At 48.1% G+C, this 21959-nt stretch carries 27 protein-coding genes and 1 pseudogene; 7 read left to right on the top strand and 21 right to left on the bottom strand.

Going from position 1 to position 21959, the window contains the following annotated elements; genetic code table 11:
* Window positions 1-6: 6 nt before the first annotated feature.
* The 6 genes from cysK to BMW55_RS07505 all read right to left on the bottom strand — a co-directional run bounded on the left by cysK (window position 7) and on the right by BMW55_RS07505 (window position 4226).
* A complete protein-coding gene (gene cysK, locus BMW55_RS07530; protein ID WP_089966895.1) occupies window positions 7-978 on the bottom strand; it encodes a cysteine synthase A in 972 nt (323 codons plus the stop codon).
* The gene (locus BMW55_RS07525; protein WP_089967013.1) at window positions 951-1274 is read right to left on the bottom strand and encodes a rhodanese-like domain-containing protein; all 324 of its coding nucleotides are present in this window, start codon (window positions 1272-1274) and stop codon (window positions 951-953) included. The genes cysK and BMW55_RS07525 overlap by 28 nt, the downstream gene beginning before the upstream one ends.
* Before the next feature lie 37 nt (window positions 1275-1311).
* A complete protein-coding gene (gene resA / locus BMW55_RS07520; RefSeq protein ID WP_244527485.1) occupies window positions 1312-1845 on the bottom strand; it encodes a thiol-disulfide oxidoreductase ResA in 534 nt (177 codons plus the stop codon).
* A gap of 109 nt (window positions 1846-1954) precedes the next feature.
* Window positions 1955-2668, bottom strand: a complete 714-nt coding sequence (locus BMW55_RS07515; protein ID WP_089966893.1) for a cytochrome c biogenesis CcdA family protein — start codon at window positions 2666-2668, stop codon at window positions 1955-1957.
* 19 nt (window positions 2669-2687) lie between these two features.
* Window positions 2688-3317 carry a TlpA family protein disulfide reductase gene (locus BMW55_RS07510; protein WP_089966891.1) on the bottom strand — a complete coding sequence of 210 codons (630 nt, stop codon included), beginning with the start codon at window positions 3315-3317 and terminating at the stop codon, window positions 2688-2690.
* Between the two features lie 273 nt (window positions 3318-3590).
* Window positions 3591-4226 (bottom strand): MBL fold metallo-hydrolase, encoded by a 636-nt coding sequence (locus BMW55_RS07505; RefSeq protein ID WP_089966888.1) that lies wholly within the window; start codon window positions 4224-4226, stop codon window positions 3591-3593.
* A gap of 165 nt (window positions 4227-4391) precedes the next feature.
* On the opposite strand from BMW55_RS07505, the gene BMW55_RS07500 reads away from it, so the two are divergent.
* Together BMW55_RS07500 and BMW55_RS19935 are read left to right on the top strand one after the other, a co-directional pair.
* Window positions 4392-4946, top strand: a complete 555-nt coding sequence (locus BMW55_RS07500) for a YhcN/YlaJ family sporulation lipoprotein (RefSeq protein WP_089966886.1) — start codon at window positions 4392-4394, stop codon at window positions 4944-4946.
* Between the two features lie 160 nt (window positions 4947-5106).
* On the top strand, window positions 5107-5355 hold the full coding sequence (locus BMW55_RS19935) for a DUF2197 domain-containing protein (RefSeq protein WP_089966883.1): 249 nt from the start codon (window positions 5107-5109) through the stop codon (window positions 5353-5355).
* Here BMW55_RS19935 and BMW55_RS07490 read toward each other — a convergent pair.
* The 7 genes from BMW55_RS07490 to BMW55_RS07460 all read right to left on the bottom strand — a co-directional run bounded on the left by BMW55_RS07490 (window position 5340) and on the right by BMW55_RS07460 (window position 9845).
* Window positions 5340-5621: a hypothetical protein gene (locus tag BMW55_RS07490; RefSeq protein WP_089966881.1), complete on the bottom strand. Its 282-nt coding sequence runs from the start codon at window positions 5619-5621 to the stop codon at window positions 5340-5342. The genes BMW55_RS19935 and BMW55_RS07490 overlap by 16 nt on opposite strands.
* A 44-nt stretch (window positions 5622-5665) precedes the next feature.
* Window positions 5666-5953 carry a YlaH-like family protein gene (locus BMW55_RS07485; RefSeq protein WP_244527479.1) on the bottom strand — a complete coding sequence of 96 codons (288 nt, stop codon included), beginning with the start codon at window positions 5951-5953 and terminating at the stop codon, window positions 5666-5668.
* Window positions 5954-5973: 20 nt separating this feature from the next.
* Window positions 5974-6816, bottom strand: coding sequence for a deoxyribonuclease IV (locus BMW55_RS07480; RefSeq protein ID WP_089966879.1), 843 nt, complete (start codon window positions 6814-6816; stop codon window positions 5974-5976).
* Between the two features lie 100 nt (window positions 6817-6916).
* Window positions 6917-7645 carry a glycerophosphodiester phosphodiesterase gene (locus BMW55_RS07475; protein ID WP_089966877.1) on the bottom strand — a complete coding sequence of 243 codons (729 nt, stop codon included), beginning with the start codon at window positions 7643-7645 and terminating at the stop codon, window positions 6917-6919.
* Between the two features lie 13 nt (window positions 7646-7658).
* Window positions 7659-7970, bottom strand: a complete 312-nt coding sequence (locus BMW55_RS07470) for an iron-sulfur cluster biosynthesis family protein (RefSeq protein WP_170839805.1) — start codon at window positions 7968-7970, stop codon at window positions 7659-7661.
* A 42-nt stretch (window positions 7971-8012) separates the two neighbouring features.
* Entirely contained in the window at window positions 8013-9503 is a 1491-nt protein-coding gene (locus tag BMW55_RS07465; RefSeq protein ID WP_089966873.1) for a leucyl aminopeptidase, read from the bottom strand.
* A gap of 150 nt (window positions 9504-9653) precedes the next feature.
* Complete coding sequence (locus BMW55_RS07460) at window positions 9654-9845, bottom strand: hypothetical protein (protein ID WP_089967007.1); 192 nt, start codon at window positions 9843-9845, stop codon at window positions 9654-9656.
* 343 nt (window positions 9846-10188) lie between these two features.
* On the opposite strand from BMW55_RS07460, the pseudogene BMW55_RS07455 reads away from it, so the two are divergent.
* Together BMW55_RS07455 and BMW55_RS07450 are read left to right on the top strand one after the other, a co-directional pair.
* Window positions 10189-10866, top strand: a pseudogene (locus BMW55_RS07455) (YktB family protein).
* 129 nt (window positions 10867-10995) lie between these two features.
* A complete protein-coding gene (locus BMW55_RS07450; RefSeq protein ID WP_089966871.1) occupies window positions 10996-12453 on the top strand; it encodes an aminotransferase class I/II-fold pyridoxal phosphate-dependent enzyme in 1458 nt (485 codons plus the stop codon).
* 48 nt (window positions 12454-12501) lie between these two features.
* Here the strand turns inward: BMW55_RS07450 and BMW55_RS07445 are convergent, their stop codons facing one another.
* From BMW55_RS07445 to BMW55_RS07435, 3 genes are all read right to left on the bottom strand, one after another.
* The gene (locus tag BMW55_RS07445; protein WP_089966868.1) at window positions 12502-12624 is read right to left on the bottom strand and encodes a GapA-binding peptide SR1P; all 123 of its coding nucleotides are present in this window, start codon (window positions 12622-12624) and stop codon (window positions 12502-12504) included.
* 263 nt (window positions 12625-12887) lie between these two features.
* On the bottom strand, window positions 12888-13190 hold the full coding sequence (locus BMW55_RS07440; protein ID WP_089966866.1) for a DUF3055 domain-containing protein: 303 nt from the start codon (window positions 13188-13190) through the stop codon (window positions 12888-12890).
* Window positions 13191-13342: 152 nt separating this feature from the next.
* The gene (locus BMW55_RS07435) at window positions 13343-13783 is read right to left on the bottom strand and encodes a hypothetical protein (RefSeq protein WP_089966865.1); all 441 of its coding nucleotides are present in this window, start codon (window positions 13781-13783) and stop codon (window positions 13343-13345) included.
* Window positions 13784-14014: 231 nt separating this feature from the next.
* Between BMW55_RS07435 and BMW55_RS07430 the strand changes: the two genes are divergently transcribed.
* On the top strand, window positions 14015-14437 hold the full coding sequence (locus BMW55_RS07430) for a DUF1885 family protein (protein ID WP_089966863.1): 423 nt from the start codon (window positions 14015-14017) through the stop codon (window positions 14435-14437).
* A 325-nt stretch (window positions 14438-14762) separates the two neighbouring features.
* Here BMW55_RS07430 and BMW55_RS07425 read toward each other — a convergent pair whose 3' ends face one another.
* A complete protein-coding gene (locus tag BMW55_RS07425; protein ID WP_089966861.1) occupies window positions 14763-16109 on the bottom strand; it encodes a helix-turn-helix domain-containing protein in 1347 nt (448 codons plus the stop codon).
* A gap of 299 nt (window positions 16110-16408) precedes the next feature.
* Between BMW55_RS07425 and BMW55_RS07420 the strand changes: the two genes are divergently transcribed.
* The gene (locus BMW55_RS07420; RefSeq protein WP_089966859.1) at window positions 16409-16708 is read left to right on the top strand and encodes a hypothetical protein; all 300 of its coding nucleotides are present in this window, start codon (window positions 16409-16411) and stop codon (window positions 16706-16708) included.
* Between the two features lie 394 nt (window positions 16709-17102).
* On the opposite strand, the gene BMW55_RS07415 is transcribed toward BMW55_RS07420, so the two are convergent.
* The 3 genes from BMW55_RS07415 to BMW55_RS07405 all read right to left on the bottom strand — a co-directional run bounded on the left by BMW55_RS07415 (window position 17103) and on the right by BMW55_RS07405 (window position 20458).
* Window positions 17103-17636, bottom strand: coding sequence for a phosphatase PAP2 family protein (locus BMW55_RS07415; RefSeq protein ID WP_089966857.1), 534 nt, complete (start codon window positions 17634-17636; stop codon window positions 17103-17105).
* 122 nt (window positions 17637-17758) lie between these two features.
* On the bottom strand, window positions 17759-18967 hold the full coding sequence (locus BMW55_RS07410; RefSeq protein WP_170839804.1) for a M23 family metallopeptidase: 1209 nt from the start codon (window positions 18965-18967) through the stop codon (window positions 17759-17761).
* A gap of 285 nt (window positions 18968-19252) precedes the next feature.
* A complete protein-coding gene (locus BMW55_RS07405; protein ID WP_089966853.1) occupies window positions 19253-20458 on the bottom strand; it encodes an ATP-grasp domain-containing protein in 1206 nt (401 codons plus the stop codon).
* A gap of 542 nt (window positions 20459-21000) precedes the next feature.
* Here BMW55_RS07405 and BMW55_RS07400 point away from each other — a divergent pair.
* Window positions 21001-21675, top strand: coding sequence for a uracil-DNA glycosylase (locus BMW55_RS07400; RefSeq protein WP_089966851.1), 675 nt, complete (start codon window positions 21001-21003; stop codon window positions 21673-21675).
* Window positions 21676-21743: 68 nt separating this feature from the next.
* On the opposite strand, the gene BMW55_RS19305 is transcribed toward BMW55_RS07400, so the two are convergent.
* Window positions 21744-21899: a hypothetical protein gene (locus BMW55_RS19305; protein WP_170839803.1), complete on the bottom strand. Its 156-nt coding sequence runs from the start codon at window positions 21897-21899 to the stop codon at window positions 21744-21746.
* Window positions 21900-21959 lie beyond the last annotated feature (60 nt).

The raw sequence follows: 21959 nt of genomic DNA, 5'->3' as shown, positions 1-21959 counted from the left end.
CCTTTCTCACTCGAATGAGAAGACCGAAGTGCTCAAATAACGTTCTCCGGTGTCAGGAGCGATACATACCACTCTTTTCCCTTTGCCCAATCGTTCGGCAACCTGAAGCGCGGCCCAGACAGAAGCGCCGGAAGAAGGGCCGACCAGAATTCCTTCTTTCCTTGCCAGGAGACGGGTGGTCTCCATCGCTTCTTCATCGCTGACATGGAAAATTTTATCGTAAATATGCCGGTTCAGGATGGGCGGAATGAAGCCGGGACTGGTTCCCGGGATCTGGTGGGAGCCAGGTTTGCCGCCTGCCAATACAGGGGAATTCTTCGGTTCCACAACCGCGATAAAAATGTCCGGCAAATGCTCGCGCAGATATTCCCCCGTTCCGGTGATCGTGCCCCCTGTTCCTGCCGTGGAGACGAAAGCATCCAAATGTCCGCCCATCTGCTCCAAAATCTCCGGACCTGTCGTGAGACGGTGAACCTGAGGATTCGCTTCGTTTTCAAATTGATAGGGCATGAATGAATTGGGGATTTCCTGCTTTAGTTTTTCCGCCAGACGGATGGCTCCCGGCATCCGTTCTTCTCCCGGGGATAACACCACCTCCGCCCCGTATGCTTTTAATATATTGATCCTTTCGCGGCTCATCGTGTCCGGCATCACCAAAATGGTGCGATAGCCGCGGGCGGCTCCGACAAGGGCCAGGCCGATCCCCGTGTTTCCGCTGGTCGGCTCAATGATGGTGGCCCCCGGCTTCAGATATCCGTTTTCCTCAGCAAACCGGATCATATTGGAAGCGGTGCGGTCTTTCACGCTTCCCCCGGGATTCAGTTTTTCCAGTTTCACGTATACATCCGCCCAGTCCGGTTTCCCCATTCTCTGCAAGCGCACCAGCGGAGTTTGCCCGATCAACTCCATAATCGAATTCGCCGTTCGGGCATACGGCATTTTTTTCTGTTCTACTCCTTCTCCACCGGCCCGGTCCATTCCAGCATCCCTCCTTTAAGATTATATAGATGCTGAAAACCTGCATCGGCCAAAACATGGGCAGCCATCACACTTCGCCGCCCGCTGCGGCAGATGAGCAGAATTTTTTGTTCTTTAAATCGCTCCAGCTCTTGATATCTTGTTTCCATCTGGTCATGCGGAATGTGAAGAGCATTTGGGATATGCCCATCCCGGTACTCTTCATCGGTGCGCACATCGACAAGCACATAACGGTTCCGCTCATCTTCCGGGGCAAGGCTGAATTCGCGAGCTTCGATATCCTGGTATTTTCCCATCTCCATCAGCTCCACATTTTCTTTATTCGAGACCAAATTATGTTCGAGGCAAAATGGGGTTAACATAAAGCTCTAATCTGCTCACATCCAGCGGACCCTCGACTTTTCGGCGGATCATTCCCTCGGGATCGATAAAAAACGAGGTCGGAATCGGCCTGATCTGGTAGAGCCTTACCGCTTCCCGGTCCCGGTCCATCCAAATGGGGAAGGTGAGACCATACTGTTTGGCAAATTGTGAGGCAGCCACATCCGTTTCGGCAATATTGACCGCAACAATGACAAACCCTTGATCTTTGTACTTCTCATACACCTTCTGCATCGCCGGCATCTCTGTCCGGCAGGGTTCACACCAACTGGCCCAGAAATTTAGCATGACCGCCTTGCCTCTTAACTGGCTCAGCTTCATTTCTTTGCCGTCCAGCGTGGTCAACTTGAAGTCAGGAGCTTCATCTCCCACTTCCGGATTTTTCCCTTCCCCCACCAACTGAAACAGAGCAAATCCGATCATCGCAATCAAGACCAAAAAAATGATGCGCCGCATCCAGTATCGCACTTGTTTGTTCACAGTCATCACCTGCTTTCTGCCCCTAATCCATGATTGTAGCAAAAACAGAAGCCGTTCATAAAGAGAGCCAATAGAAAAAGCCGAAATGGCGAACCCACTTCAGCCTGAAAGAGACCTAGAAACCCGTAAAGCCCCCGGTCAGACGGGTGAACCAATTGATGATGGAGGTCATCTGATTGGTGTACAACAAGATGCCGAAGATCACCATCAATCCGCCGCCGATTCTCATCACGCGTGACGAATATTTCAATATCCAACGGGTCCGTCCCACAAAAAAGGCCATCAGAAAAAATGGAATGGCAAAACCAAGCGTATAGGCGGTGATCGAAGCAAACCCGCGTTCCGGGCTGACCGCCGCCAGGGAAAGGACTGCGGCCAGGATGGGTCCGATACAGGGGGTCCACCCGGCAGCAAACCCGATTCCGATGAGAGTGGAACTCAGGTAGCCAAATCCTTTCTTGGAAACCTGCCATTTTTTCTCCCGCATGAGAAAGGAGGGCTGAAAGATTCCCATCAGGAAAAGTCCCATGACGACGATCAGTATCGCGCCCAACATGCGGACCAGGTCCTTATAATCGCTGAATAAATACCCTACCCAGCTGGCGGCATAGCCCAATGCATAAAAAACTAAGGAGAATCCGAGGATAAAAAACAGCGTATGAAGCAATGTCAGTTTTTGCACTTCCCGCGGCCGCTCCGAGTCTTTCAGCTGCGCGACCGAGATGCCGGTGATATAGGACAGATAGGATGGGTACAGCGGCAAACAACACGGAGAGATAAAAGAGAGAACTCCCGCCCCGAATGCCAGCCACCAGGTGACTTGTTCCATCCGTTTCCCCCTCCCTGATTTATTTCGTAATCGCTTGCATCAATTGTTCGATTTCTCCTTCGGTCATCATGCCGATCTTTTTGTGGGTGATGACACCGTTCGCATCGACGACAAAGGTCATCGGTACTCCCAGCACCCCGTACTGATCCATCCCGACTGTTTTCTGATCGGCAGTCAGACGGTCGAGCAGGACGGGGAACGTAAACCGATTCTCCTTCAGGAAATGATAAACGGCTTCCTCATCTTCCTCCATGGCGGTTTCATTCACCATGAGAAAGTTTACCCGTCCTTTGTATTTCTCATAGGCTTGCTGAAAGTCGGGCATCTCCTTGCGGCAAGGTTCGCACCACGAGGCCCAGAAGTTGATCACGGAAGGCTTTCCGTCATTCTTGTATAATTCCACTCTGTTTCCATCCATGGTTTGCAAAGTGAAATTGGGTGCACAATACCCTTTCTCGGCCCGTACTTTTCCTTCCCCTGTCAAGCAGTTGGACGCTGGGGAAATACTCCCCTTTTTTTGCCATTCGCTCTGTTTGCCGGGGCTCGTCTTTACCGAAGGAAGGTCCTTGCCGTTTGGCACATTTACCCAGATGGTGGCGATAACGGCTACGGCCACGGCCACCAGGATCAACCCATTGCGCATGTTCATGTTGATCGACACCTCTCTTTTATCTTAACCGAGAAAACCTGCCGGACTTTTTATCAATTATGAAACATTTGTTTCACTCATAAACGGATGAGGATACCGATGGAGGCGAAGCTGACTGCTCGTCCCATTCATTTTATGCCGGATTTCTCTCAAACTGAACCCTCTCTGTTGATAAAGGCCCCCGCCCCCCCTATGTTTCCCGTCGCACCTAGCACATTTGTTTTCTTTATACGAAAAAAACACAGGATGATGCACCCTGTGTGAGCATGAATATCAAATCAACCCTGTCACAAAAGGATTATGCTCCTGCTCCCGTCCGATGGTCGTCTCAGGTCCGTGCCCGGATAATACCCGCGTCTCTTCAGGCAACTCCATCAAGTGGCGATGAATCGAATCCATCAAGGTTTTATAGTCACCACCGGGCAGATCCGTGCGGCCGATCGAGTCCTTAAACAATACATCTCCGCTGAAAATGACCGACCCGCATACATAGGTCACACTTCCCGGAGAATGTCCCGGCGTATGTATCACACGAAATGTTTCCCCCAAAAAAGACAACGTTTCCCCACCGGACAGCACATTCTCGGCAGGACGGCAAGTGATCGCCGGCAATCCCGGCCACAGCCCCGATCCGTTCTGATCGGGATCGGTAAGCCAGTCCGTTTCCGCCCGATGGATATAGACAGGGGCACCCGTCCATTGACGCAGTTCTTCTAAGCCTCCGATGTGATCAAAGTGAGCATGGGTGAGCAGAATGGCTTCAATCTCCAAGCCGAGCTCCCTGATGCGGTTGAGCAGCGGTTCGGGCCCCATGCCGGGATCCACCACGATGCCACTCTTTTTCTCATGGTCATAGACGAGATACGCATTCGTCATGACCGGCCCCAAGACAAAAGTCTCAATGTTCATCCTGTTTTCCTCCCGTAGACCTGATGGTTTCATTTTACACCCAACCAGCATCATTGTTCAAAGCCCGATCACGATACATTCTTTTTTAAGACACGGATAAACTAAATGCAAACAGCCAGGAAAGGACGACAACACATGAAAGGTTTGTACAAGAGGATCGGCCTCATGGGAATATTGCTTTTGACACTTGTGGGCTGCCAACCGGCGAATGAACCTCCGGCGAACGAATCGGCCCCTCCCCGGGCTGAAAGAATCCCCGAAACCGTCAGAGTCAGGCAGACGGCTCCCGAACAACGTGCAGATAAATCTCCCCAGGCTGTCGCCCAGCGGATGGCGAACCTTGCCGCCAGCGTTCCTCAGGTTCGAAATGCCACCGCCATCTCGCTCGGACCCTACACGATTGTCGGGATTGATGTAGATCCAACCCTGGATCGGGGGCGTGTCGGTACGCTCAAATACACAGTCGCTCAAGCGCTTCAGGAAGACCCGCAAGGTTCCCGCGCTTTAGTCACGGCTGATGTGGACCTGGTACAACGGATCAGGGAATTGAATGAAGATCTAAGAAACGGGCGCCCGGTCGGGGGAATCATGGAAGAACTCGCGGAAATCGCCGCGCGCATCTCCCCCCAGCCTTCCAAAGAAGTGAAGAAACGGGAAGAAGCACCCAGCAAAGTAAATCAGGAACGCCTCAACCAGACACCTGACGCCCGTCCCCGATGATCAACAGAAACGGCAAACAAAGCGAGAAGCTATTTCTCGCTTTGTTCTTTTTCTCCATCCGGTTATTGCCCCATTTGCCGGGGGATATAGTATACTATCTGATATGAAAAGAAATGAATAAAACACAAGCAGGCGATGATTCGCATTCATTTCTTCATCCATGATCATCCCACTCCACAGTAAAGGACGTTACGCAATGAAAGTGATTTGCATATTGTGCGACCAAGCTTTCAAGCCGGATAAACGGACGGAGAAAAAATTGCGGAAACATCCGCATAAAATTCAACTTTGCCCGGATTGCTATCAACGAATTACGCATCAGGTGATCGAGCGCCAGAAAAAAAAAGGAGGCGCTTCCCTCCCACAGACTTTAAGCCAAACAGAAACAAATCTTCATTCAAATGATTGATTATACTTCGGTTCGGCCATGATATCCTTTAACAGTTGCTCAGCGGCTCCGCGCGGAAATGTTTGCGACTTCACTTCCCCGTTTTGTTCATATTCGATCACATAGGTGTGCTGATCGATTTTTTTTGTAAGTTGAGTCACCTGATGATCCTCCCGGAGCATCTCTTCAAAAAAGAGGACGGTATCCCGGGCTGAACGGTCGTTTGGCCTCGCTTCCCAAACAATTTGGATTTGCAACCAGTTAAACAGGGCATCCGTCAATTGCAAACCGATTTCCCTCCAATCCAAATGGATGAGTTGCCTTACCGATTTTATTCCGTCTTTTCTTGTTTCGATTTACTGAGATAGAGCCGCACTCTCGTTACCACGATTAATATCACCGTGAAGAACAAAGCGGGAATCATGGGGAATCTCATATAGTGAAAAAGGGTTAACAACAAACAGCCCAATGCCAGAACGAGGTAGACGACCAGGCTTTTCAGCGGCGGTAGCTTGCGGGCAAACGCTGTCTTATAAATAATTCCCGTCAGTACCAGAATGATCAAGTAAATCGCCAAAGGATGAAGTCCATCCAGCCAGACCTGCAAAGCTCCTAACAATGTTCAACCCACCTTTCCTGTCAAATCACTCGCTGTGAGCGCAATTCATGCAGATACACCATCTCGTCCGCGTATTCCTGTTCTTCCTCCACGGGGGTTTCCAGGATGACCGGCAAACCTTCCAAGCGTTTGTCGCGCAAGAACAGGGACAAAGCTTCAGCACCTATTTCCCCTTTTCCGATTTTCTCATGACGGTCTTTGCGGCTGTTATACGGGGCCTTGCTGTCATTAAAATGGATCGCGACCAGCTCATTCAGATAACCTGTCTCTTCCATTTCCTTCAACAGCTCTTCATACGTATCCGCGGACCAGACCCCTGCAGCAAATCCGTGACAAGTATCAAAACAGAAGCCGATCCGTTCGGGATAATCGGTGGCGCTCCTGATTTCCATCAGTTCCCTGATCGTCAGTCCCAGCTCGCTTCCCTGGCCTGCCGTATTTTCCAACAGCAACTTGGTCGTTCCTTCATAATCGGAGAGAATGCGGTTCAGGGTCTCGATCATTCGCCGTTTTCCGTACTCTTCCCCTTCTCCGACGTGTTTGCCGCAGTGAACGACGGCTCCGACTGCCCCGTAGGCCTCGGCAATATGCAAGTCCTCTTTGATGGACCGAATGGTCACTTCATGCAGATCCTGTTTCGGAGTGGATAAATTGGTGATATACGGCGTATGCGCCACCAGGGTGATTCCGTGTTTCTCGCAAAATGCTTTTCCCCGCTCCGCATCGGCGAGATCGATTTTTTTCGGCCTCAAACCGCGGGGATTCTTAGTAAAAACCTGAAAGGACTCGGCCCCCAGTTCTCGGGCCCGCATCGCAGCTTTGTGGAAGCCCTTGGCTACACTTATATGACATCCGATTTTCATCTGTTTCTCCTCCTGTTAATACAAAAAAGCGCCTCTCCCGGGCGCCTGATGAACCTTTATCTATCATAGCACTTTCATTCAATCTGTCGCAACTTGGAATCTATGGACCAACCAGCTCTCTTAAGCGATGAGGAAAGTTTGTGATAATGGCATCGGCGTTTGCTGAGATCAGCCTCTCCATCTGCTTCCGGTCATCAACGGTGTATGGCCGTACCCGGATTCCCCGGGCATGGCACCCGGCAATCATCTCATCCGTCACAGCCGGATAATAAGGATGGATTGCATCCACTCCCAAATGCTCGGCGTAAACCCATGGCTCATACAAGCCGGCCCCGAAGAGAGCCGCCAGCTCCAGCCCCGGGCGGTAAAGCTTTAAATGGCGCAGGCTATGATGATTAAAAGAGGAGAGAATGACACGGTCCTGTAAACCATATCGTTCGACCGCTTCAACCACAAGCTCTTCCATCCGCGGATAAATGACGATATTGTTCTTCAGCTCGATATTGATCCACAGGTTTGTCTCCCTGACCAGCTCCAGCACTTCCGATAAAGTGGGAATGGTCTCCCCCCTGTACTTCTCCGAAAACCATCGCCCGCTGTCCAATCGTTTGATCTCAGACAGCTCCAGATCCTTGACCCAACCCGTGCCGTCGCTGGTTCGGTCCACCGTTTCATCGTGAAGGACCACAATCTCCCCATCCCGTGTCAGATGGACGTCCAACTCAATCCCATCCGCGCCGGACTCGATGGCCATTTGAAAAGCCGCCAAAGTGTTTTCGGGAGCAACGGCCGAGCATCCGCGGTGGGCACATATCTGTGTTTGAGCCATGGCTCTCCCCCGTTCAAATATAAATATGGTTTAAGAAGATTTGATTTTTGTTTTTTAAGACGAAGGTTCCCCGCTCTTTTTCATAATCAACGATCACTTCCGGAGCAAATGCAGGGATACTGCGGGGATCTACGGCAACGATCAGACCTTCCCCCGCAGGAAATCGCACATCCGTCTCCTGAGGAAGATCCCAATTCATTTCGAACCAAACATCAGCACTGCAACCACAGCCTTCATCCATCGACGCCACTCTCAGAACGGCTTCGGAATCCGGTTTTTTCTTGAGCAGCACTCTCTTTGCTTCCGCGGTTACATATACCTCCAACGAACTGACCTCCATATTCCGGCGTGATCCGGTCACTTCCTGTCAGGCAAAACGGATGGCCAGTTGTACAAGGGTTCTGACCATTGCCCCTGTCGCGCCTTTCAGGTGAATGCCGTGTTCTTTTTTGGATTCCGCCGTCCCCGCAATATCCAGGTGAACCCAGGGGGTATCACCGGCGAAATGCTTGAGGAACATTCCTCCCTGGATGGATCCGGCCGGTGCCCCGGCGTCGTTCTTTACATCTGCGATTTCGCTTTTCACATATTCCTCATACTCGTCAAACATAGGGAGTTCCCACACACGTTCGCCGACAATGCGGGCTGCCGTTTTCACCTCGTTGCCCCAGGCTTCATGATTGGTCATCAAACCGCTGGCTTCATATCCCAATGCCACAATAACCGCTCCTGTCAGAGTAGCCACATCGACCAATTTCGTTGCCCCGAGACGTTTTGCATAGGCAATGGCATCTGCCAACACAATCCGCCCCTCAGCGTCTGTATGATGCACCTCAATCGTTTTTCCGCTGTAGGTCCGGATAACATCTCCGGGACGATAGGCGTGATCCCCTGTCATGTTTTCACACGCGGGAATGACAGCAAGGACATTGCAATGCGGCTTCAGTTTGCCGATCGCATCCATCGCCCCGAGCACCGCAGCCGCTCCAGCCATATCGCCTTTCATCCCATTCATGCTGGAGCTGGGTTTGATCTGCAAACCGCCGCTGTCGAAGGTGACCCCTTTTCCGACCAGTCCGAGAATTTCCCGGCTTTCCGGTGCCCCCTGATAAGAGAGGACAATCATGCGCGGCGGATTCGCACTGCCTCCGGAAACGGCGAGAAGAGCATGCATGCCTTGCTCCACTAACTGCTCTTTCGTTAAAATGTCAATGGATAATTCGCGTTTCTCCGCGATCCGTTTGGCGTGGAAGGCTAACTTTTCCGGAGTGAGATAGTTTCCCGGCTCATGTACTAAGAATCGGGCAAAATTGGTCGCTCTCGCAAATACTTGACCCCGTTCGATTCCCGCTTGAACGGCGGATTCAGAAATCGATTCCACAAAAAGCCATACGGTTTCGATCTCTTTTTTCTTTTGTTCCGACTTATATGATTGGTGTTGGTATGTTCCCAGCTCCACACCTTCCACGATCGCTTGGACCACATCGACCGAATTATATCTTTCGATCAAAAAAGAGGGACATCCAAGCCCAAGCTGTTTTAATCCCAGTTTTTGCGCTTTCCGCGCCGCAACGGCCACGGCGTGTTTTAATCTTCCGAGATCTGCCCTGTCTTCTTTGCCCAGTCCGGAAATGATGACACGTCCGGAAGGAATTTTTCCCCAGTTATGCAGAATAGTTATTTCACCCAGTTCCCCGGTGATTTCCCCTTCAGAAATTAAGCTTGAGATCCGATAGTCGAGTGCTTTGTCTACCTTACGAGCATACCCTTGAACAGATTCGCCCCCTTGGGAATGAAACACGATAATCGCATCGGTAGCCAGTGATTCCAGCGGTTCTTTTGTAATTTTCCACTCCATAGCTTTGCCTCCCCGCTTGATCTTCTCTCTATCTATACAGCTCTTTCTCTAAAAAAATAATGTAACCTGTGTCTTTTTACCCCGAGACACAGGTTACACCTTCGACAAAGTCTTCTACTTTTCCTTTCTTAAGCAAATAGACGGAATTGTTCAAAGAGCTTCCAACATTAGCATTTCTTTTCGCAATTCTTCCAGCCGCGCTTTGCATTGATCGATTTTATGGGTACTGTTTTCCATCATGGCCTCATGAAGGAGAGCCAGCTCGTAATCCAGCTCCAATCTGAGCACCGGTATGCGTTCCTCAGGATCGCGGCATTTGTAGGCTTTGATTACATCTTCCACGGTACCACTGCACCCCTTTTCTGATGCAAAATCGGTATTCGCGTCCCCACCGACCACATCTGGAAAACTTTTCTGCTATGGCTACAGCATGCCCCCTTATGAAAAGAATTAAACCTGTCACAAGGAGATAAAATCCCCGAATTTGTTTTGTTCCGAAGAGTATTTCTCACTTCATTGGAAGAGCAAAATGTCACTGTTTTGAATCCCGATCATGATCGGCTCATGGAAAGGTTTAGTTGTGATTATTTTACGCTCACGAGATGAAAGCGTAACGGTATTTGTTATATAAAATTAAAAATCACAACATTGAGCTTCATAGATTTTTTGGGCTTTCGTTTTCATTATGGTAAGATATGAAAAAATGGATGACATCGATTGGATGGTGACCCTATTCATGCGATCTCCGAATTTTATCGAAAATGATTTCGAAGTTTTTAATATTGATGGGCTTGAGCCCCGCATGTATGCTCTGAAAAGGCAAATCCGCCCCAAGTTCGAAATGATCGGGGAGCAAATCGCGCCTTACTTATCCATGCTGGTCGGGGAACCGGTGGCCGTACATATCGCGAAACACGCGCGCCGCACCGTCAACCCGCCTGAGGAGACCTGGGTCGCTTGGTCCACCAGCAGGCGCGGATACAAATCACTCCCTCATTTTCAATTTGGAATCCGCGATCTCCATCTGTTTATCTGGTTTGCTCTCATATACGAGTGTGATAAAAAGGCGTAGTTTGCCAGAAACCTGCGTGAACAACTGGATGAAGTCTGGCCGACCATTCCCGACAACTATTACATCTCCCACGATCACACCAAACCGGATGTAACGTTGAAAAAAGAAATGGAACCGGAACACGTGCTGAAAATGTTGAACCGTTTGGAAAAAGTGAAGCAGGCCGAGTTTTTGTGCGGCATGCTGATTCCGCGTCAATCGGCCACACAGATGAATGGAGAAGAGCTGGTCAAACAAATCGAAACCACTTTCGAGCGGTTGCAGCCCCTCTACAAACTGGCCCTGTCATAGCCTCCCCGCTTGGGGCGGATCATCGTTGAATTCGTTGCATATTTTTGCAACGAATTTTTTCTTTTGTTCCGGGATGGTTTTTGTTATACTATCCGTCGTGCATATTAATCAAAAAGGCAGGCGGAACCTATGAATGACAGACAACATCGCACGCCGCTGTTCACGAAACTGAAAGAACATGCCAACAGAAATCCCGTTCAATTTCATATACCCGGACACAAAAAAGGGCAAGGCATGGATCCGGAATTTCGCGACTTCATCGGTCGTAATGCCTTGTCCATTGATTTGATAAACATCGAACCGCTGGATGACCTGCACCATCCCCACGGTGTGATCCATGAAGCGCAAGAATTGGCCGCTGAAGCCTTTGGTGCGGACTATACCTTTTTCTCTGTTCAGGGTACGAGCGGAGCGATTATGACCATGGTCATGTCGGTAATTCATCCGGGAGATAAAATCATTGTCCCGCGCAATGTGCATAAGTCGGTTCTTTCCGCGGTCATTCTCGCCGGAGGACGGCCTGTATTCGTCCATCCCGAAATGGATGAAAAATTGGGCATCGCCCACGGTGTGACCGCTTGCGAAGTGGAAAAGGCGCTCCGACAGCATCCGGATACCAAAGCAGTCCTGCTGATCAATCCCACTTACTATGGTGTTGCCGGAAACTTAAAAGAGATCGTGGAACGGGTACATCGCTGGGGAATCCCCGTTCTGGTGGATGAAGCACACGGTGTGCTCACCCATTTCCATGAACGCCTCCCCATGTCCGCGATGCAGGCGGGCGCCGATATGGCTGCGACCAGCGTTCATAAACTGGGCGGATCGTTGACACAAAGCTCGATTCTCAACGTGCGGAGCGGATTGGTCAACCCACGCCGGGTGCAATCGATCATCAGTATGTTGACCACCACCTCCACTTCTTATCTGCTGCTCGCTTCTTTGGATACGGCCCGGCGATACCTGGCCATCCATGGCCGCGAGATCATCGAACGCACGCTGCAATTGGCTGATTACGCGCGCCGGCATATCAACGAAATCCCGGGCCTTCTCTGCATCGGAAGAGAGTGGCTGGGTAGCGATGCCCTGTATGATCTGGATGAGACCAAACTGCTGATTCATCTGAAGCATTTGGGGATCAACGGGCATGATGCGGAAAAATGGCTGCGCGAGCATCATAATATTGAAGTGGAATTAAGCGATCTGTACAACATTCTCTGTCTGGTTACACCCGGGGATACAGCAGAAACCATCGATTCTTTGATCACGGCTTTGCAAGATTTATCCAAGCACTTCTACAATCCCGAACAAACGAACCAAGTGCGGATTCGCCTGCAGGATATTCCCGAATTGGCTCTCTGTCCGCGCGATGCCTTTTACAGCGAGACGGTGTCCGTTCCGCTCACCGAATCGGCCGGTAAAATTATTGCCGAGTTTATCATGATCTACCCGCCAGGGATTCCTGTCCTGCTTCCGGGAGAACGAATCACGGCTGAGAACATCAGTTATATTCAGGAGCACATCAAGGCGGGATTGCCTGTTCAGGGAACGGAGGATCCGACCATTCAAACAGTGCGCGTCATCAAGTAAATCAGCCACCGCTTGCGCGGTGGCTGATGTTCGTTTTTTATGGCTATTTTATTGTTCCGTATTGTGGTCATGCTTCTCACAGCCCGTACATTTCCCGTAAAGAGTTCCCACTTTTTCCGATTCTACATAAGTGATCACTTCATCACAGGTTTGGCAAATGATCGCTTCCATCCGAACCCCTCCACTGGATAAACAGATGAATCCGTGCTTTTGTAAGCGCTCTTATTATGATGTATTAATAGTATATTATGTTATACTATTTATGTCAATCATCGTCAAATAATATGCTTAAATAGCAAAAATAAAAAGGGGTTCCCTCCAATTCACGGAAGTACACGAATCTTCAACGTCACATCCCATAAAATAAAAAATACCTGGCGATATCAATTCGCCAGGTTTCCGGATGATCCAGGATTTGCGGCTCACCGCAAAGCTCAATGCTCCGCTTCGGCCTCCATGGTTAACGGAGGAAGATTATTTTTAAAGAAGATCGATATTTCCTCCGCCACTTCCTTCGACTTCAGATTGAAGATTTTTTGTAAGTACTCCAGGTTATCGGCATCTTCTAAAGAAAGTAACGAGGAGCGTCCTGTTTGCATACAAACCACAAGCGGTTTCCCGAAGAACATGTGGGTGTATACAATTCCAAAATCGTAGCGGCCATGTTCGGAAATAAAGCCGACAAATCGTACTTTGGCCTTTTCGGATTCGTCATACAGGCGATCATATAGGCTCACGGTATCTCCTCCTCACTTTAATTTAGAAGACTTTTTTCCTTAGAATGAGATTCTAACAGAAAAAAATACTTCATTTATACAAGCCGTCAAAAATTTGATCAAGTATAACATTAATACCCTGATCTGCTTCCCTTCAAACATCATAATCAAATTTATGAATTACATTCTTTTACTTTGCTTTCAAACAGGGAAGCCAACTCGCAGAAAAGGGTGACATCCTCATCGTCAATCATCCCCCCGGGAGCGCTGATCACCACTAATTCACCCACCAAGTGGTGCCCCCGATAAAACGGGACAAACACTTCCGTCCTCGTTCCGATCTTTTCGCGTACGATCCCGCCGCGAACGGCCGCAAGGCTGAATAAGCCTTCTCCAAACGGGACCTCATCCGGCAACAGCCGATGGCCTCTGTGATATTCGCACTGAAATGTGGCGGAATGGGTGAGGTAAATGCTTACACTTTGATAAACGGCCACTTTTTCCACTAGTATATCACAAACAAATCGATATAATCTCCCGATTTCGCCGGCGCTTTTGTCTGATACGACGCCAATCTCAGAGCGTAACTCATCCAGAAGATCCGCTTTGCGCATCGGAAATTCCTCCATCATCACATATAAAGTACAGAAAGTTTAACATAGCGAGAGAAAAACTACAATCAAAATTTTGAGTATTTCAACTTCATGCTGCGCTTTTTCCTCTGCCGGATGGGTCCGAGCGAAGCTCACCATGCTGAATCTTCCCTATCCGTCATTTGCCTAGAGATTCATTCCCATGCTAAGATGATGTTGGATGCTTTGATGCTGGGTATGAGGAGGATTACCTTGAGTAAAAGCGCATACATAAAGTTGGTGGAAGGTTCGAAACAGAACGAAATCAGCCTGGAAGATACCAAAAACCTGCTGAAGTTTTACCAGGAGATGACATCTCTGACCGGACAGCAGTTAAGCTGGGACTATCAAGCCGCCGCCTTCCCGTATGAGATGGAAGAGCGGGAACAAGACGGGATCCGTTACCTGTTATTAACCGGAAAAAACCCCGCCAAGTACTATTATTTGATGATTGGCACCGGTCAAGAAACAGAGACGGGAACTCATTATATTCAAATCGTCCTGCCGGACAATGCCACCCATGGCGACAAAGCCAAGGCCAACGAATTTTCCAAGTTTTTGGCCAAACAGCTGAAAGCGGAATTGCATTTATTCAATGGGCGGATCATGTACTTTAACGAACGGAAAGGCAAATAGGTCCCCGCGGAAAGGAACCTTTTTCAAAAGGAACAACCCCAACGTTAAAAAAGTGTGAACACGCTGGGGTTGGTTTTGTTTTTTTCTGACTTTTGTAGTAAAATAAAACTATGGATAGATATTTCTGCTTTGATCGAGCCTCTACTTAAGTGCCAGGGGGCTCGGTTTGTTGTTTTACGATGATAAGTGTCATGCTTCTCCTCCTCCTCCATCAGATCCTTGATTTTTCCCCTCGGTTGGAAATACGGTGCAGGAAGAAATACCAGCTTGATCCATTAAGTCCCTGGTGGTTCGGTATGTTGAACGATGATGAGCGCCAAGCCACTCACCTCCTTTCAATGAAAATTTGTTCTCGTTTCGGCTTGTTCAACTGGACTTCAATCATAAACAATCTTTCCATGCATCTATGAAATTCATTCTTATCTATCTGATTCCAACATTGGGCCAATTTAAACCATAATTCGCGTTCCTGATGACCTTGCATATGCTTCCGGGCCAGATCCAGGGCTTTCTGGTAATAACGGATGGCTTCTTTCGGATCACCGTTTTTCTGATGATAATCTCCCAAAGCTATGAGTGCGGGACTGTAGCGGAGCGCATCATTCGCCTTTTCCCCGATCTTGACCGCTTCCTTGATATGTTCAAGAGCTTCCTCCAGTTTATTCTGTTCCAGATAAACCATGCCAATCTGCGTATAGGCCGGGATTAACAAATATTCTTTATCCAGCTTTTCCTTTATGCATAATGCCGCAACAAAGCTTTTCTCCGCGGCTTCCAGATCCCCAGTCTCCATGTAAATCCCGCCCAAGGTGATCAACAGTTCCACCGACCGGTTGTGCACTTTATTGATCCTGGCAATATCGATGCCTTCCTTGGCCGCCCGGATCGCTTCGTCAAACGACTTTAACTTTTTCAATATCGCGGCCTTCAACTCATACATGTTGAGAATAACTTCCAAACTCGCAATCTCTTCCCTTTCCTCCCACAGCATCTGAAGAGTGGACTGGGCTTCATCGATGCGGTCCAATTTTTCCAGATAAACTGCTTTGGAGACTAGCAAGATGTATTTCACATATTTCCGCTCTCCATTTTCAACAAAGCACTTGATTCCGTCTTCCGTGTATTCCAACGCCTCTTCCAATCTATTTTCGAAATAATAAGCACGCGCAAGCTCGTTTAAACTAGCCGCCTTGATATTGGATTTATTAAGTTCCGGCGATTGATCTTCCAAGCGGATCGCTTCCAGAAAGTGGTTTTGTGCTTTGTTCCACTTCTGTTTATTCATATAGTATTTCCCTTTTAAGTACTGGACCGTGGAAGCATAAAGGTGATTATGGGGCAAGTTCAATCTTTTCAGGTTTGCGAAGCACTTCTCGTTGCTCACTAAGTCAATCACGTTTTCGATATATGTAAGCTTCAGTTTAATTTCTCTCAATTTTTGCTTTTCTTCGTCCAGGAGTTCGGGCAGTTCATCCAGGTTGATGCCTAATTTATTGGAAAGATAGTTCACTTTCTCACTGTTTACATGGGGCATTCCTCGTTCAATGTTACTGATGGTGGATGGTGATATCTGTTCATCTGCCAAATCTTCCAAGCGCAGCCCAAGTTCTTTTCTCTTTTTGCGCAGCAGCTCGCCTATTTGTGCCAGATTGGCGTATTTCAGTGGTATCACCCCTTTCCCCCTCAGAATACATCAAATTTTCTATGAAGTCTAGTATGGCAATGGCCGCTGATTTTCAGATTTTCAGTGTAACTCCAAAAACAGATTTTGCAATTGCAAAAAATTTGTTTCGCACAACTGGATTTACGATTATTTTTAAAAAAGCAGCCGCTAGATGATTGTATTTTTAAATGTTTGAAAAAATTTAGCGAAAATTATATACTTATAAACACAGCAACTCTCTTTCGCTCAATTACAGCCTCTAAAAAATAATATTTCAGGAGATTTAAAAAATCAAGGAGGGATTTGCTTTGCTAAAATTGTGCGTTACCGGAGAGCCAAGCGAATTATATCATTTCATGAACGACCTGAAAACGCAACCCCGGTATAATGTCAGGCTGGTTTCGAACGTGCATGATCAAGAGGATGATCAGGAAACCAAAGTCCTTGTCAACGTAGACCTGATCCCGGAGATATCGAAACCGCTGACCGTGAAGTTGGAATCGGCAAACGGTCAAGAACTGGTCATCAACCTTTTGGACGGCATGGTCGTCGAATTGGATGAGGGAGTGACTTACATCAGCGGAAAAGTCTTTGATGTTTTCGGATAAAAAAAGGCTCCCGGGAAAAGACCCTTGGAACCCTTATTAAAACATATGTTCTCGACTTTATTCTACCATAAACGAAAAAATAAAAAAACGGAAAAAACAATTCCCTGATTGGCTGATCAGCCATCTGTTTCAACCCTCTTCACTGATAGGCCACTCTACATCAATCGGACCAGACACGGGCATTACAGGACAGCATGTTTACACCAATAAACCAATGAATACGGAAAAGGACGTGCAATCGAGTGGGTTTCAAAACAGAACAAAAAAAGAACCCAGCTTCCTTCCGTCATCATGTGGGACAGCTGGGTTTTTCATGTCAACACGGGGAATAAATAAAAAAAGACTGCCGGTTTGTTTCCGGCCATTCATTCAGTTGCATCCGTTTTCCGGGTATTTACAGCAACTCAAACAGATAGACAGTTCCCACGGCAAATCCGCTGCCCAGGCAAGTCCCCATCAGCACATCGGTCGGATAATGCAAAGCCAGATACATCCGCGAAAAACCAACGGTCACCGCATAAGGCAAAAAAATAAAGATGAGAGCAGGTGCATGCAGGATATAGGTTACGGCAATCGAAAATGCAGCGGTGGTATGGCCGGACGGAAAAGAGTAATCAGTCAGCGGATTCGGGAAAGTGTGGAGATGCTTGATCTTTAAATATGGACGGATTCGAGGCAGAAACATTTTGAGGAAGTGAACGGCCAAATGGCTGCTCACCAGGGCTACGAACCCTTCAACTGCCCACATTTTGATCATTTTGGGCATCAGGATCACCCAACCGATGAGAAAACTTAAAGTCGCGGTCGCTCCGCCCAGATGGGTAACGCGCGGCATCAACCAGTCGAAAAAACGGCATTTCCACTGACAATTGACCAGATGGATCAGACTATGATCATAACGAGCCAACCAGGCAGCCAAACTTCTCATGCGCCCACCTCCGCCCTACTGTTGACATCATTGTATAATACCATGATAAAGGATAAATTTGAAGGCAAAGTAAAAAAGGGGTTAATCTTCATCACCGATTAACACCCAAAATGAGCCGTTTTTCAGCGATTTTTGGTTTGATTAAAGATCTGCTCCAATATTTCCCTTCGTTCTGCCATGGAATAGTTTTTCCAGAACCAATCTCCGTAAATGAAAATATCCAAGTGCAAATGAACGCCGTTCCCGGTCCCCTTTGCCCCGTCACTGGTTCCCGAGTTCCCCGCATAACCGATGATTTCGCCTGCTTTAATTCTTTGCCCGGCTCTCACTTTCCCGGAAATCCGGTCCAGATGAACGTAACGGGCCATCACCCCTTTGTCATATTGAATCCAGACAGATCTTCCGCGAAGCTTATCCAATATGTAAGCAGGAGTTTGCCCGTCATTTTTTACGCCGCGAGCAAGCAAACGCTGACGCTCCCTAACGGTCATTTCTTTATAATCATGATCCGCCCTCACGATGATTCCATCCGCCATGGAGAGGACAGGCGTTTTTTTGGTAATCTTCACGCCGGTTCCATAGCTGTACCAGTCAATTCCCTCATGGATCCCGTTTCGGTAGGCCCGGGGGGCTCCGGGCAAGTGCGAGGTCTTTGTACTGACATGAGCTCCGGCGATCGGTGTCTGTAAAAATGAAAGATAGTCAGCCATCTGACTTACGGCCATTCGAGGCAATCTCTTTTGTGGAGCAAATGCAGGTACGGCTGTGGGGTCCCCTTTCCAGAAGGCTTTTTCCCCGCTCCCGGAAATTTTTTGCCCCAATAGGTTTTGAATCATGGAAACGGGAAGCCAGACCTGCCCGTCTTCGATCAGGGGGGCCGCTTGGAGGGGTGCGTAAATCCCGTTGATGTTTACCACTGGTACATCTTGAAGCAATTGGAAAGTGGTTGTCCCGAAGGAGAGAAAGATCTCGCCATCTTCCCTGTCTACTTTGGCCCCGACATGTAAACGTTTTTTGACCTCTTCCAAACTCACGTAAAAGACGTTCCGTCGGGACAGCGTTGTCAAGGGAACCCATTCGTTTTTTTCCGCACCAGGGGTCGAGGCAACTCGTTCATTGGCCGGTTTTTGCGAGTTGATCTTGTTCCGATCCTGCTCTGTTCTTTCCGAGCCGCGCTCAGGCGGATCGGCAATTCTGTTCATCCGGGAAGGCTCCGTCCCCGGCTCCAGAAGAGATTCCCATTTATACAGCCAAGCCTTGTTGCTTGGAGGCAAGAAGACGATCAATACGGTCAATAACGCTGTTACGATCAATAACGATGGTCTGCTCATCGTCATCTCCCTATGATTGAATACATTTATCATACAAGTACAGAAATTGCACCCCAACCACCCTCGAGGGTGAAGAAAAAACACCCCATATCAGCTTTGAGGTGTAACTTCATTTTGTCCCAGTGAGTCATTTACCCTGTCAACTAACTTAAGTTTAGAACGATCAGACGGTCCGGTCAAGGATGAGATTTCTATTCAGTAAAAAAATGCGCAGCCCGGCGGCGGGTGAAAATAACAAGAAGAGATCCCGGGCCGGATCTCTTCTTGTTATTCCAGAATGTTCAGCTATCCCCAAACCATCGTCTGCTCGAAAAAGTCGGCCATCTCCAGCAAACGCTGATATACCTGCCTTTCCGAATCTCCCTTAACCACAAGCGTGACCACATAATCCACACTCGTGTGAGCCCCGGTAAAATACTGCCCGGACTCGGCGAGTAACTTGTACTCAGTCACCCAAGGCGGTAAATGATCCCATGCCGGACCGCTGTGAAAAATGCCTTGTTTGGGAGGAATGCCGATAAATCCAAACTGAGATTTCGGATCCGCGCCGTTCATGACTCTCTCGGGAATCTCCACCTTCAAACCGCACTGTGCCTGGACGGACAATTTGGTAAGATCGATCTCGAAGGCCTGCCGAAATTCCTCAACAATTCTTGATCCGCCCGTGCGGCAGGCAACTTCACAAACGATTAATTCATCTTGTGGCGTGTGGAAAACTTCAGCGTGGAAGGTAGTGTGAAGAGGAGTGGGAAGGGCATTTAAGAGGGATGCGACATAGGCCTTAAGCCTTGGAGTAAGCGGATTTTTCGGTTCAAGAAGATGGCTGCCGAGACATTTTCCCTCATGGAAAGCCAAACAATCATTGATGTATTTGGAAGGCCAGATATGAATCAATTCACCGTCTAACACCAGCCCGTCGATATGATACATTTGCCCTTCAATAAACTTTTCAACCTCGAGATTTGGCGTCAACCCTTCGGTAAGATACCGAATCGTCTCTTCCCTGTCATGAAGGACAGTCGTATTTCTCGAGCCCATGCCGTCGACCGGCTTGACCACGACCGGATATCCGTTCTCCTCGATAAATTCATACAAATCCACGGGCGTTTCAAGCAGTTTAAAAGGAGGTACTTCTATCTTCGCTTCACTCAAAATCTGTTTCATCTTCACTTTGTTGCGGAAGGACAAAGCGCTCTCCCAGGATTGTCCGTCGATCCCGAGCAGCTGCCGTATCCTTGCAGCCCGCAGAATGTCACGTTCCGCGGTGGCGATGACCGTATGATAGGGATACTGCTTGTACCATTCCAGTGCAATCCACTCAATCGCGTTGTTGGTATCATAATCATCAAAAGACATGATTTGTGCATAGCCATTAAAATCTTTAGCCCATTTACGGGCGGTAAGTAAAAGCAGCTCTTCATTCAGGTCCTCCAACCACTTTTCATAAGGAACGTCGGAGTGCGGTAATTTATTGAAAATCAGAATACTCACAACAAGACATCCCCTTTATTCAATAGATGTTGTCCCGCAGATGGAATCGGGAAGCAATACACTCCAATCCTTGACAATCAGCTTGTACAGAGGACCCTTGATCCACAGCATGACAAAGCATCGAATCTCGTTTTCTAAAGCAATCCCACCTTGAAAAAGAGTGTCTAATCTAATAGTACAAAAAAACGAACATTCAGGTCAATTAAATTATTTGTAATTAAAATAATTTATCATGTTTTAATAAGAAAAACCAAACGTTTGGCTTTCCGGTACAAATGTTATCCATTTCGGGGGTTTTTCCGCCCCGGCCATACCGAATCCCGGCCTCAAACGATACGGATAAAAACAAAAATACGATGAAAATTCAATGAAATCATGTGTATTCTCCCTTCTTCCAGTTTGCTAATGTCCAAACTGCGATGCAACGACTTTGATCCGAAATTCTTTACAGAAGCAAAAGTCCTGTGTCAAAATGATGTTATAATTCCAACCAGACAGAGAATCTGCAAGATCACAGCCAGTTCCAGGGAGAGGAATAAGTCATGGCAATCCTAAAAAACGATTGGGCCCATTATCTGGATGATGAATTCAATAAACCGTATTATCTGAAGTTACGTCAATTTTTGCTGGAAGAATATAGCACAAAGACGATTTACCCGGACAAATGGGAAATTTACTCGGCTTTGCACCTGACGCCTTATTCTGACACCAAAGTGGTAATCATCGGACAAGATCCCTATCACGGCCCGGGACAGGCTCACGGCCTGAGTTTCTCGGTCAAACCGGGCATCAAACCGCCTCCCTCTTTGCAAAACATTTTTAAAGAACTTCAGGATGATTTGGGATGTTACATCCCCAATAACGGATACCTGAAAAAATGGGCCGAGCAAGGAGTCTTGATGCTCAACAATGTGCTTACCGTCAGAGCCGGACAGCCCAATTCGCACAGGGGGAAAGGTTGGGAAGAATTCACCAGCCAGGTGATCCGCACCTTAAATGAACGGGAACGGCCGGTGGTATTTATCCTGTGGGGCAGAAATGCGCAGGAGAAAAAAGCACTGATCACCCATGATCATCATTTTATCATCGAATCGGCACACCCGAGCCCTTTTGCCGCCAACCGCGGCTTCTTCGGCAGTCGCCCGTTCTCCAGAACCAACGAATTTCTGCAAAAAATCGGGATTGAACCGGTTGATTGGCAAATCCCGAACATTTGAGCAAAAACAAACATCCAAGCAAAGGGTCCTTTGCTTGGATGTTTGTTATCTCTACTGGCGGAACTTGTTCACTCTCTGCAAGAGAGGTCGATCAGTCCCGTCAATTTCTGTGCTCCGCGGAAATGGGAGGATTCCAACACATCAGAGATCTGATCATAGGAGACCAGCGGAAAAGCAATAATGGATGAAAACAGGACACTGGAATGATACTTTCTTTTTCTCACCAAACCTCTCCTTTCTTGCCCTCTCAAAAGAAATAGACGCACAAGAAGAGAAAAAGTTGC

The organism is Lihuaxuella thermophila (genome assembly GCF_900110165.1).
Lineage (GTDB): Bacteria > Bacillota > Bacilli > Thermoactinomycetales > Thermoactinomycetaceae > Lihuaxuella > Lihuaxuella thermophila.
This window is presented reverse-complemented; position numbering and strand designations above follow the sequence as displayed.

What these genes read in the sequence shown, in the direction of transcription:
- BMW55_RS07505 (WP_089966888.1), bottom strand. Translation starts at nt 4,226, where the DNA reads ATGAACATTGAGACTTTTGTCTTGGGGCCGGTCATGACGAATGCGTAT.
- BMW55_RS07500 (WP_089966886.1), top strand. Translation starts at nt 4,392, where the DNA reads ATGGGAATATTGCTTTTGACACTTGTGGGCTGCCAACCGGCGAATGAA.
- BMW55_RS07475 (WP_089966877.1), bottom strand. Translation starts at nt 7,645, where the DNA reads ATGGCTCAAACACAGATATGTGCCCACCGCGGATGCTCGGCCGTTGCT.
- BMW55_RS07525 (WP_089967013.1), bottom strand. Translation starts at nt 1,274, where the DNA reads ATGGGAAAATACCAGGATATCGAAGCTCGCGAATTCAGCCTTGCCCCG.
- resA (WP_244527485.1), bottom strand. Translation starts at nt 1,845, where the DNA reads ATGACTGTGAACAAACAAGTGCGATACTGGATGCGGCGCATCATTTTT.
- BMW55_RS07450 (WP_089966871.1), top strand. Translation starts at nt 10,996, where the DNA reads ATGAATGACAGACAACATCGCACGCCGCTGTTCACGAAACTGAAAGAA.
- BMW55_RS07410 (WP_170839804.1), bottom strand. Translation starts at nt 18,967, where the DNA reads ATGAGCAGACCATCGTTATTGATCGTAACAGCGTTATTGACCGTATTG.
- BMW55_RS07435 (WP_089966865.1), bottom strand. Translation starts at nt 13,783, where the DNA reads ATGCGCAAAGCGGATCTTCTGGATGAGTTACGCTCTGAGATTGGCGTC.
- BMW55_RS07480 (WP_089966879.1), bottom strand. Translation starts at nt 6,816, where the DNA reads ATGAAAATCGGATGTCATATAAGTGTAGCCAAGGGCTTCCACAAAGCT.
- BMW55_RS19935 (WP_089966883.1), top strand. Translation starts at nt 5,107, where the DNA reads ATGATCATCCCACTCCACAGTAAAGGACGTTACGCAATGAAAGTGATT.
- BMW55_RS07445 (WP_089966868.1), bottom strand. Translation starts at nt 12,624, where the DNA reads ATGGAAGCGATCATTTGCCAAACCTGTGATGAAGTGATCACTTATGTA.
- BMW55_RS07400 (WP_089966851.1), top strand. Translation starts at nt 21,001, where the DNA reads ATGGCAATCCTAAAAAACGATTGGGCCCATTATCTGGATGATGAATTC.
- BMW55_RS07515 (WP_089966893.1), bottom strand. Translation starts at nt 2,668, where the DNA reads ATGGAACAAGTCACCTGGTGGCTGGCATTCGGGGCGGGAGTTCTCTCT.
- BMW55_RS07415 (WP_089966857.1), bottom strand. Translation starts at nt 17,636, where the DNA reads ATGAGAAGTTTGGCTGCCTGGTTGGCTCGTTATGATCATAGTCTGATC.
- BMW55_RS07465 (WP_089966873.1), bottom strand. Translation starts at nt 9,503, where the DNA reads ATGGAGTGGAAAATTACAAAAGAACCGCTGGAATCACTGGCTACCGAT.
- cysK (WP_089966895.1), bottom strand. Translation starts at nt 978, where the DNA reads ATGGACCGGGCCGGTGGAGAAGGAGTAGAACAGAAAAAAATGCCGTAT.
- BMW55_RS07510 (WP_089966891.1), bottom strand. Translation starts at nt 3,317, where the DNA reads ATGAACATGCGCAATGGGTTGATCCTGGTGGCCGTGGCCGTAGCCGTT.